This is a genomic window from Shigella sp. FJ200513 (assembly GCF_040495915.1).
GTDB lineage: Bacteria > Pseudomonadota > Gammaproteobacteria > Enterobacterales > Enterobacteriaceae > ECMA0423.
In genome coordinates this window covers 1-11,676 of sequence record NZ_JBDYCV010000110.1, presented here as the reverse complement: position 1 = coordinate 11,676, position 11,676 = coordinate 1, and the positions used below count along the sequence as shown (strand labels likewise).

Genomic DNA, 11,676 nt, shown 5'->3' with positions numbered 1-11,676 from the left:
CATGCAGCGACCTGTTCACGGAATCCGGAGGTATTGCGTGCAGAGACGGTATCGGAAAGGCGGTCAAGGAACGCGGAGAATGCCCGGGAATTCTCCTCGGTGGAAAAAGAAGTCCATTGTGTAGAAACCTCCCGACGATCTGCTTCAGGAAACCAGGCTGCCACAGTTTCGGGAAGAGGGGGGATCTGAAAGTTCTGCCCCCCTTCAGTGATGACTCTGATATGGCGCGAATGTAAATTTTGCGGCAACATCTGGCGTAAAAACAGTCTGTTTTGGTCTGACAGGGAAATACGAAACTGAGGCCCGTTAAAATTTGGAACCGAAGTTTGCTGTATTAAGAATAGCAGAGTTTGATCTGATAAGGGGTTATTTGCAATCTCAATAGTTATATGAGGATCTAAACGAAAAAGATTTGTCGGGATTGTAGTTATTTGGTTGTTTTCAAAATAAAAAAATCTTCTCATGATAATATTTTCTTGGATGTTTGGTAAGTTGCTTAATCTATTGCTATATGCAAAAAGAAGTTGCAGTCTCCTAGGTAAAGGGGGCAGTTCAGTAAGATGGTTGTGCGCAACCTTAAGTATCTTAAGATTAGAAGGCAGAGATGGAAGAGTTTGCAGTTCGTTGTTCCTAACCTCAAGTTTTTTTAAATTCAAGGGTAATGAAGGCAGTGTGGATAACCTATTATACTCTGCGCTTAGTGATTTGATGGTGTCTGGTAATAACGGCAGATTCTCTAATTGATTTTCGGACACATCCAAAGTTATTAGATAATGTGGTAATGCAGATATATGTGTTAAGAAATTATCTCTTGCAATAAGTTCTTTAATATTTTCAGGTAAATCAGTAAGGATGGTTAATTTATTACAGCTCACATCAAGCTTTTTAATGCAAGCAGGGAGTACAGGTAGCGAGGAAAGCGCCAAGGCTCGCAGGTCCAGTTTATGCCCCTTAGAGGTAAGACATGCACGAAGTCTTCTTACCGCCTCAGTACGCTGTTCTTCCGGTAACCCCTGTTTCTCCCAATCATCCCATTCGGACAAATAATGGTTGGGGGATGTAATTGTGCTGATATGTGGAAATAAACAGGATGAAATGTTTCTGAGCATATTAATTTCTCGCATATGGATATGGAATTAGATTGTGAATAAATTGTATTTAATGTATCTCTCCTAATGAGGAGGGTGTTTCAGAATATTCGCCATAAGGGAATGAGTGTTATATCATGCTTTCTACCCTAGTAAGTATATTTGCTTTTTTCGTATATTTGGTTCATCTTTTTTTGATGTTTTACATATTCACAATGCAGAGGATTTATACCAGAGGACATTAGTCTTGAGTAAGATACTACAACATCTCCAACTATTTTAGCCAGCCTGACTACTTGACTTGGTAATATTTGTTGCTAATAATCATGTATAAAATAAGCTTATATACATAGTAACTTCAGCAAAGGATTTAGTAATGATCAAAATCATATCTCAATGTACTGTTTTTTTCTTTAAAAAAACAGTACATTCTATTTTATAATGACTGTGTATTCCCATGGAAGGAGATCACCCAATTCTCCCCCCCGACTTTTGACGCAGTGTCTTGTTAACAGGGGGATTGACCATGCTTATTGGCTATGTACGCGTATCAACAAATGACCAGAATACCGATCTACAACGTAATGCGTTTATTTGTGCCGGAAGTGAGTTGATTGTTGCGCGAATGGGAAGTTGGCCAGAAGTTGTTATGGCATAGTGTTTACGGTCGTTGATACAGGTAAACAAAAGCGGGGAGAGTCATACTCCCTGAATAGTCGCGAAAATATCTGTGGCATTGTCAAATTCGTGTCGGTGACTAATATTTTAGTAATATGCCATTCGAAATGGAGTGCTAACTTATTGATTTAATTGATGTGCGATATTGTATTTTATCGTGTTTTGTTGTCTGTTTTTTATCCAGTAAGTGTTGTTATATGTATGAAAGATAAGGGATTTATCATTTTTGAGGTGTGTTCATGAAGCAAACAGTTTATATCGCCAGCCCTGAGAGCCAGCAAATTCACGTCTGGAACCTGAATCATGAAGGCGCACTGACGCTGACACAGGTTGTCGATGTGCCGGGGCAGGTGCAGCCGATGGTGGTCAGCCCGGACAAACGTTATCTCTATGTTGGTGTTCGCCCTGAGTTTCGCGTCCTGGCGTATCGTATTGCCCCGGACGATGGCGCACTGACCTTTGCCGCAGAGTCTGTGCTGCCGGGTAGTCCGACGCATATTTCCACCGATCACCAGGGGCAGTTTGTCTTTGTAGGTTCTTACAATGCGGGTAACGTGAGCGTAACGCGTCTGGAAGATGGCCTGCCAGTGGGCGTCGTCGATGTAGTCGAGGGGCTGGACGGTTGCCATTCCGCCAATATCTCACCGGACAACCGTACGCTGTGGGTTCCGGCATTAAAGCAGGATCGCATTTGCCTGTTTACGGTCAGCGATGATGGTCATCTGGTGGCGCAGGACCCTGCGGAAGTGACTACCGTTGAAGGGGCCGGCCCGCGTCATATGGTATTCCATCCAAACGAACAATATGCGTATTGCGTCAATGAGTTAAACAGCTCAGTGGATGTCTGGGAACTGAAAGATCCGCACGGCAATATCGAATGTGTCCAGACGCTGGATATGATGCCGGAAAACTTCTCCGACACCCGTTGGGCGGCTGATATTCATATCACCCCGGATGGTCGCCATTTATACGCCTGCGACCGTACCGCCAGTCTGATTACCGTTTTCAGCGTTTCGGAAGATGGCAGCGTGTTGAGTAAAGAAGGCTTCCAGCCAACGGAAACCCAGCCGCGCGGCTTCAATGTTGATTACAGCGGCAAGTATCTGATTGCCGCTGGGCAAAAATCTCACCACATCTCGGTATACGAAATTGTTGGCGAGCAGGGGCTACTGCATGAAAAAGGCCGCTATGCGGTCGGGCAGGGACCAATGTGGGTGGTGGTTAACGCACACTAACCGCTGATTTAACCGGCGCAGTCTCTCCTGCGCCGGTGTATTAACTTATCTCCTGTAACGCATGTCTCTGGCGTTCGACGATATTGGTCCACAAATTGTCTTTATCGTCAGTCCACAAATTAATCAGCAAGGAAAAAAAGCGTTCAGCTGCCGGAGAAAGCACGGCATCTTTGCGGCGAATAATCCCCAATGTCCGACGTATAACGGGTTCCACCAGTGGGATACCAATAATCGAAGAATAGGGCGCATGGGGCATTGCCAGACCAGGAAGCGCCGAAATCCCCAGTCCTGCCTCCACTAGTCCTAATGACGTCGAAAGATGACGCACTTCGTAAAACCAGTCCAGCTTCCAGGGCTTGTCGGCTAGCTGTTGTTCTATCAACAATCGGTTGCCGCTGGAGGAACGTACGCCAATCATTTTGTAACCCACTAACTCCTGCCATTCTACAAGCTACTTTTTGGCCAATGGATGGTCACGCCGACAGGCCAGCACGAATGGCTCGTTGACCAGTGGGGTAAAATCAATGGATGAATTTGTGACGTTGTTCATGTTTATGCCAAAGTCTGATTCGTTACACAGCACCGATTCCATGCAATTATTCGTGCCTTGTTCCAGAATCCGCACTTTAATATTGGGATACAGCTCATTAAATTTACCGATTGCCAGCGGTAAAAAATAAAATACTGCGGTCGGAATACACGCTAATGTCACCATACCACGATGATAAGCATTCATATCACGAATATTAAAAAGCGTTTCATCGAATTTCTTTATTAATTCCCGCGCCTCCGGGAGCAACCTTTTTCCTGCTTTTGTTAACGTAACCTTGCGAGTTGTACGCTCAAATAGTTGAATATGTAAATCTTCCTCCATCTTTTTTATTCTTCGCGTTAATGCAGGTTGCGTAATATTGAGTAATTTAGCGGCATTGTTAAATGAACTGGACTCTGCCAGTATGACAAATGCCTTCATACTTGATAATTCATGCTTCATTATTACTCCGGAAAATGGAAGCGACGATTTTGGGGGGCTGGTCGTTAAAAATTTTAACTGCATTTAGCCAACTTAAATTAATGAAAAAATGTTATTAATCGTTGAGCTAAAGTCATTAGAGATGCTTTGTCCTTAATGTAACCATATCGCAATAAGTTATGTTTTTAAATTGAGGGCATTATTATGAAAAAAATACCCTGCGTGATGATGCGAGGTGGAACCTCGAGGGGCGCGTTCCTGTTAGCGGAACATTTACCCGAAGATCAAACGCAGCGCGATAAAATATTGATGGCAATTATGGGTTCCGGTAACGATCTGGAAATTGACGGTATTGGCGGCGGTAATCCACTGACCAGTAAAGTCGCCATTATTAGCCGTTCCAGCGATCCGCGTGCTGATGTCGATTATCTGTTTGCTCAAGTTATCGTCCATGAGCAACGTGTCGATACCACGCCTAACTGCGGCAATATGCTGTCTGGCGTAGGGGCATTCGCCATTGAAAATGGTTTGATTGCAGCGACTTCGCCAGTTACCCGTGTACGTATCCGCAACGTCAATACGGGTACGTTCATCGAAGCTGATGTGCAAACGCCAAATGGTGTTGTCGAGTACGAGGGTAGCGCCAGAATTGACGGCGTACCGGGTACTGCCGCACCGGTTGCGCTCACTTTCCTGAATGCCGCTGGAACGAAAACTGGAAAAGTTTTCCCGACTGATAATCAGATTGATTATTTTGACGATGTCCCGGTGACCTGTATCGATATGGCGATGCCAGTCGTCATTATTCCGGCTGAATATCTGGGAAAAACAGGTTATGAATTACCGGCGGAACTGGATGCCGACAAAGCATTATTAGCCCGCATTGAATCTATCCGGCTACAAGCGGGTAAAGCAATGGGCTTAGGTGATGTCAGTAATATGGTTATCCCTAAACCTGTGCTTATTTCTCCAGCGCAGAAAGGCGGGGCAATTAATGTGCGTTATTTTATGCCGCATTCTTGCCATCGCGCGCTGGCGATAACCGGTGCTATTGCTATTTCCAGTAGTTGTGCATTGGAAGGCACCGTCACCCGACAAATCGTCCCTTCTGTAGGATATGGCAATATCAATATTGAACACCCCAGTGGTGCGCTCGACGTTCATTTAAGTAATGAAGGTCAGGATGCCACGACGTTACGCGCATCTGTTATTCGGACAACCAGAAAAATATTTTCCGGTGAAGTTTATCTTCCCTGAAAAAATTCGTTGTCAGGATAAGGACAATCAATAAAGGACTTCTGTATGAGTCATACAGAAAGAACAGGATTTTAAATGAATAAGAAATCGTTATGGAAGCTAATTCTGATATTAGCGATCCCATGTATTATTGGTTTTATGCCAGCTCCGGCAGGATTAAGCGAACTGGCGTGGGTGCTTTTTGGTATTTACCTGGCGGCCATTGTGGGTCTGGTTATCAAGCCTTTCCCGGAACCTGTCGTACTGTTAATTGCCGTTGCTGCCTCAATGGTGGTGGTCGGTAACTTATCCGACGGTGCGTTTAAGACCACCGCCGTATTAAGCGGTTACTCTTCAGGTACTACCTGGCTGGTGTTCTCGGCGTTTACCTTAAGCGCCGCATTTGTGACCACCGGTTTAGGTAAACTTATTGCCTATCTGCTGATTGGTAAAATCGGTAACACCATGCTGGGTCTGGGTTACGTTACGGTATTCCTCGATCTGGTACTGGCTCCGGCAACACCGTCTAACACCGCGCGTGCGGGCGGCATTGTGTTACCGATCATCAACAGCGTGGCGGTGGCTTTGGGGTCCGAACCGGAAAAAAGTCCGCGTCGTGTCGGACATTACCTGATGATGTCCATTTACATGGTCACCAAAACCACCAGCTATATGTTCTTTACCGCAATGGCGGGGAACATTCTGGCGCTGAAAATGATCAACGACATTCTGCACCTGCAAATTAGCTGGGGTGGATGGGCGCTGGCCGCCGGATTGCCGGGCATCATTATGCTGCTGGTCACCCCGCTGGTAATTTACACCATGTATCCACCAGAAATTAAAAAGGTGGATAACAAAACCATCGCTAAAGCGGGCCTTGCCGAACTGGGACCGATGAAAATCCGCGAAAAAATGCTGCTCGGTGTCTTTGTGCTGGCGCTACTGGGCTGGATTTTCAGTAAGTCTCTGGGGGTTGATGAATCCACTGTGGCAATCGTTGTTATGGCGACCATGCTGCTGCTGGGTATCGTTACCTGGGAAGACGTGGTTAAAAATAAAGGCGGCTGGAATACCTTAATCTGGTACGGCGGTATTATCGGCTTAAGCTCCTTATTATCGAAAGTTAAATTTTTCGAATGGTTAGCTGAAGTCTTTAAAAATAACCTGGCATTTGATGGTCACGGTAACGTTGCTTTCTTCGTTATTATTTTCCTCAGCATCATCGTGCGTTATTTCTTCGCTTCCGGTAGTGCCTATATCGTTGCTATGTTACCTGTATTTGCCATGCTGGCGAACGTCTCCGGCGCACCGTTAATGTTAACCGCGCTGGCACTGTTGTTCTCCAACTCCTATGGCGGCATGGTTACTCACTATGGCGGCGCGGCAGGTCCGGTCATCTTTGGCGTGGGTTACAACGATATTAAATCCTGGTGGTTGGTCGGTGCGGTACTGACGATATTAACCTTCTTGGTGCATATCACCCTCGGCGTGTGGTGGTGGAATATGCTGATCGGCTGGAACATGCTGTAAATATACTCGTCATACTTCAAGTTGCATGTGCTGCGTCTGCGTTCGCTCACCCCAGTCACTTACTTATGTAAGCTCCTGGGGATTCACTCACTTGTCGCCTTCCTGCAACTCGAATTATTTAGAGTATATCCATTTATTATCTTTCTGCGCACTTCACGGTGCGCAGATATCTGGAGCATTTGATGATCAAGTTATCTGAAAAAGGCGTGTTTCTCGCCAGTAATAACGAAATAATTGCCGAAGAACATTTCACCGGCGAAATTAAAAAAGAAGAAGCAAAAAAAGGCACTATTGCCTGGTCTATTCTCTCTTCTCATAATACGTCCGGAAATATGGATAAACTTAAAATTAAGTTTGATTCATTAGCCTCTCACGATATTACCTTTGTTGGTATTGTACAGACCGCTAAAGCGTCCGGAATGGAACGTTTCCCGCTGCCGTATGTGCTGACCAACTGCCATAACTCACTCTGCGCCGTCGGCGGCACCATTAACGGTGATGACCATGTTTTTGGTTTATCGGCAGCTCAGCGTTATGGCGGTATTTTTGTGCCTCCGCATATTGCGGTCATCCATCAATATATGCGTGAGATGATGGCTGGCGGGGGCAAAATGATCCTCGGGTCAGACAGCCACACCCGTTACGGTGCATTAGGGACAATGGCAGTCGGTGAGGGTGGCGGTGAGTTGGTAAAACAGCTGCTTAATGACACCTGGGATATCGACTATCCGGGCGTGGTTGCGGTGTATCTGACCGGAAAACCTGCGCCGTATGTGGGGCCACAGGATGTGGCGCTGGCTATCATTGGCGCGGTGTTCAAAAACGGTTACGTCAAAAACAAAGTCATGGAGTTCGTTGGACCGGGCGTTAGCGCGCTCTCTACCGATTTCCGTAACAGCGTTGACGTGATGACCACGGAAACCACCTGTTTAAGCTCCGTCTGGCAAACTGATGAAGAAGTGCATAACTGGCTGGCGCTGCACGGTCGCGGTCAGGATTACTGCCAGCTTAACCCTCAACCGATGGCGTACTACGATGGCTGCATCAGCGTTGATTTAAGCGCCATCAAACCAATGATTGCGCTGCCGTTCCACCCGAGCAACGTGTATGAAATCGACACACTGAACCAGAACCTGACCGACATTCTGCGTGAGATTGAAATTGAGTCCGAACGCGTGGCGCACGGTAAAGCCAAACTCTCGCTGCTGGATAAAGTGGAAAATGGTCGCCTGAAAGTGCAGCAGGGGATTATCGCGGGCTGTTCTGGCGGTAACTACGAAAACGTCATCGCGGCGGCGAATGCACTGCGCGGTCAATCCTGTGGCAATGACACCTTCTCGCTGGCGGTTTACCCGTCATCACAGCCGGTGTTTATGGATCTCGCCAAAAAAGGTGTGGTAGCAGATTTGATTGGCGCAGGCGCAATCATCAGAACCGCATTCTGTGGCCCATGCTTTGGCGCGGGCGATACGCCAATCAACAACGGTTTGAGTATTCGCCACACCACGCGTAACTTCCCGAACCGCGAAGGCTCTAAGCCAGCCAATGGGCAGATGTCAGCGGTGGCGTTGATGGACGCTCGTTCTATCGCTGCGACTGCGGCAAACGGTGGCTATTTAACCTCTGCCAGCGAACTTGATTGCTGGGACAACGTGCCGGAGTACGCCTTCGATGTAACGCCGTATAAAAACCGTGTTTATCAGGGCTTTGTGAAAGGGGCAACTCAGCAACCGCTGATTTACGGACCGAACATTAAAGACTGGCCGGAATTGGGTGCGCTGACTGACAATATCGTCCTGAAAGTGTGCTCGAAGATCCTCGACGAAGTCACCACCACCGACGAACTGATTCCTTCCGGTGAAACCTCTTCTTATCGTTCAAATCCGATTGGTCTGGCGGGGAATGTCAGCGAGCTGACAGAGGTGTTTGCGCGCATTAAGCAGATTGCTGGTCAGGAGCATATTGATCCGCTGCAAACTGAAATTGGCAGCATGGTCTATGCGGTGAAACCAGGCGATGGTTCTGCGCGTGAACAGGCGGCGAGCTGCCAGCGTGTGATTGGCGGTCTGGCGAATATTGCCGAGGAGTACGCGACTAAACGCTACCGTTCTAACGTCATCAACTGGGGGATGTTACCGCTGCAGATGGCGGAAGTGCCAACCTTTGAAGTGGGGGATTACATTTACATCCCTGGCATTAAAGCGGCGCTGGATAATCCGGGTACGACGTTTAAAGGTTATGTGATCCATGAAGATGCGCCGGTAACGGAAATTACGCTTTACATGGAAAGCCTGACGGCTGAAGAGCGCGAGATTATCAAGGCGGGTAGTTTGATTAACTTCAATAAAAACCGTCAGATGTAAAAAGCGCCATGTGAATGTAGGTCGCATTCGGCACTTATTGTCGGATGCGATGCTGGCGCATCTTATCCGACCTACAAATCGCATCGAACCGTAGGCCGGATAAGGCGTTTACGCCGCATCCGGCAAATAGTTAATAGCTCTTACTTCTTCTCCTCTGCAACCACTTTGCTGCCCACGCCGCGGTTATTGTATTCCCACATGCGGTTGTAGTTAGTGTCATTCAGATTGCGCTGTATTTCGTCGTTATCATCTACGCTGCCGGTATTACCCGCAAACGGACGATTAGAGATCACCGCATCGGCCCACGGTTTAGCCGTGTTAAAACCTTCGTTGATGGCGCTATCACGGATCACCACCTGACCGTTGGTATTAGCATCAACATCCAGCGAGCGGCCCAGTTGCGCCACGCCATCACCGGAAGCATTGAAACGGCTGTTTACGGCGAGGAAACCGTAATAGATGTTAGACAGCGTAGCCGGTGCAAACACATATGCTTCTTGCTGGGTACGTGAGTTCACCACGCGGAATTCGGTGTTATCGAACACCACTGCGCCGCGACCAGAAACGATATCCACATCCCCTTCAATATAGCTGTTGGTCACCAGCGTACGCGGCTGACGGTTGGTTTCCAGACGGTTCTGCACACCGCTGTTGGTGACAAAGAAGGTGTTCTGACGACCGAGAATGTTAACGTTGTTAATCTGTACTTGGTCACCGTCAGTACGCAGTGCTACCGCCGGATGGTTACCTGCATCTACGCTATCGCCCAGCGTGTTTTCGATGGTCAGATTTTGCAGTTGCAGTCCATTGTTTTGTGACCAGAAGACCGCAGAACACAGAACACCGATACTGTCGCTGCGTTTGCTCTGGCAGCTATCGTACATATACCACGCTGGTTTACCTGGCATATATTTGCCGCGCGGGTTGACGTCGTGACGCCAGTCGGCAGGGCTCATGCCCCCATCAAGGGAAAGCCCAATCTTCACATCAATCGGTTTTTCACCTGTACCGTACAGAGTGATTCCACCTGGAGCAGCAGGGACATACACCGTTCCCTGATACTCACCAGGCATCACGGCAATATACTGGCGCTTGTTGGTGCGCTTGATAATTGCCGCATCTACCGCCGCCTGAATCGTGGTATGCGTTACACCTTGAGTACCCGCCGGGCCGACAACAAAGTCAGGTTGCGCAGGCAGGGTTATCGGGGACGGATTCCACGCTGCAGCACCTGGTGTCAGGGATGCAAAATAGTGTTGCGCATCGAAATTCAGCGCTTCTTTTGCCGACAGAATCGGGCGAGAAGAGGTACCAGGCGCAGTTTGATCAGAAGGACGTTGATCGGGTGGTGTTGAGCTACAGGCGGTCAGCGTCACGCCAAAAGCCAATGCCAGCGCCAGACGGGAAACTGAAAATGTGTTCACAGGTTGCTCCGGGCTATGAAATAGAAAAATGAATCCGTTGAAGCCTGCTTTTTTATACTAAGTTGGCATTATAAAAAAGCATTGCTTATCAATTTGTTGCAACGAACAGGTCATTATCAGTCAAAATAAAATCATTATTTGATTTCAATTTTGTCCCACTCCCTGCCTCTGTCATCACGATACTGTGATGCCATGGTGTCCGACTTGTGCCCGAGAAGATGTTGAGCAAACTTATCGCTTATCTGCTTCTCATAGAGTCTTGCAGACAAACTGCGCAACTCGTGAAAGGTAGGTGGATCCCCTTCGAAGGAAAGACCTGATGCTTTTCGTGCGCGCATAAAATACCTTGATACTGTGCCGGATGAAAGCGGTTCACGACGAGTAGATGCAATTATGGTTTCTCCGCCAAGAATCTCTTTGCATTTATCAAGTGTTTCCTTCATTGATATCCCGAGAGCATCAACATGCAATGTTGTAGGGATGGCAATTTTTACGCCTGTTTTGCTTTGCTCGACATAAAGATATCCATCTACGATATCAGACCACTTCATTTCGCATAAATCACCAACTCGTTGCCCGGTAACAACAGCCAGTTCCATTGCAAGTCTGAGCCAACATGGTGATGATTCTGCTGCTTGATAAATTTTCAGGTATTCGTCAGCCGTAAGTCTTGATCTCCTTACCTCTGATTTTGCTGCGCGAGTGGCAGCGACCGGGTTTGTTGTTATATGGCCTTCAGCTATTGCCTCTCGGAATGCATCGCTCAGTGTTGATCTGATTAACTTGGCTGATGCCGCCTTGCCCTCGTCTATGTATCCATTGAGCATTGCCGCAATTTCTTTTGTGGTGATGTCTTCAAGTGGAGCATCAGGCAGCCCCCTCCTTATTGCTTTAATTTTGCTCATGTAATTTATGAGTGTCTTCTGCTTGATTCCTCTGCTGGCGAGGATTTTTTCGTAGCGATCAAGCCATGAATGTAACGTAACAGAATTATCACTGTTGATTCTCGCTGTCAGAGGCTTGTGTTTGTGTCCTGAAAATAACTCAATGTTGGCCTGTATAGCTTCAGTGATTGAGGTGTACTGGCAATAGCGGACACTACCATTTGTTCTTTTTTTAAGCAGTCATCTGATGATATTTTTCCCTGAA

Annotated in this window: 6 protein-coding genes and 3 pseudogenes; 5 read left to right on the top strand and 4 right to left on the bottom strand. The window is 47.3% G+C overall.

Translation table 11 applies throughout. The features are described 5' to 3' along the window. Positions 1-1,124, bottom strand: a 1,124-nt coding sequence (locus ABZJ92_RS17890) for a leucine-rich repeat domain-containing protein (RefSeq protein WP_025715477.1), incomplete at its 3' end; no start/stop codon positions are given. Between the two features lie 490 nt (positions 1,125-1,614). Here ABZJ92_RS17890 and ABZJ92_RS17885 point away from each other — a divergent pair. Beyond that, a pseudogene (locus ABZJ92_RS17885) lies at positions 1,615-1,704 on the top strand (DNA invertase); the annotation flags it as partial. Positions 1,705-2,005: 301 nt separating this feature from the next. Next, positions 2,006-3,001: a 6-phosphogluconolactonase gene (gene pgl / locus ABZJ92_RS17880; RefSeq protein WP_000815445.1), complete on the top strand. Its 996-nt coding sequence runs from the start codon at positions 2,006-2,008 to the stop codon at positions 2,999-3,001. 40 nt (positions 3,002-3,041) lie between these two features. On the opposite strand, the pseudogene ABZJ92_RS17875 reads toward pgl, so the two are convergent. After that, positions 3,042-3,995, bottom strand: a pseudogene (locus tag ABZJ92_RS17875) (LysR family transcriptional regulator). Between the two features lie 183 nt (positions 3,996-4,178). On the opposite strand from ABZJ92_RS17875, the gene ABZJ92_RS17870 reads away from it, so the two are divergent. From ABZJ92_RS17870 to ABZJ92_RS17860, 3 genes are all read left to right on the top strand, one after another. After that, positions 4,179-5,231, top strand: coding sequence for a 4-oxalomesaconate tautomerase (locus ABZJ92_RS17870; protein ID WP_000723652.1), 1,053 nt, complete (start codon positions 4,179-4,181; stop codon positions 5,229-5,231). A 75-nt stretch (positions 5,232-5,306) separates the two neighbouring features. After that, positions 5,307-6,740, top strand: coding sequence for an anion permease (locus ABZJ92_RS17865; protein WP_001036463.1), 1,434 nt, complete (start codon positions 5,307-5,309; stop codon positions 6,738-6,740). A 182-nt stretch (positions 6,741-6,922) separates the two neighbouring features. Beyond that, positions 6,923-9,103, top strand: a complete 2,181-nt coding sequence (locus tag ABZJ92_RS17860; RefSeq protein WP_025745432.1) for a hydratase — start codon at positions 6,923-6,925, stop codon at positions 9,101-9,103. 140 nt (positions 9,104-9,243) lie between these two features. Here the strand turns inward: ABZJ92_RS17860 and ABZJ92_RS17855 are convergent, their stop codons facing one another. Both ABZJ92_RS17855 and ABZJ92_RS17850 read right to left on the bottom strand, forming a co-directional pair. Continuing rightward, positions 9,244-10,527, bottom strand: coding sequence for a putative acyl-CoA thioester hydrolase (locus tag ABZJ92_RS17855; RefSeq protein ID WP_001091542.1), 1,284 nt, complete (start codon positions 10,525-10,527; stop codon positions 9,244-9,246). A gap of 134 nt (positions 10,528-10,661) precedes the next feature. Continuing rightward, a pseudogene (locus tag ABZJ92_RS17850) lies at positions 10,662-11,603 on the bottom strand (tyrosine-type recombinase/integrase); the annotation flags it as partial. Between the last annotated feature and the right edge of the window lie 73 nt (positions 11,604-11,676).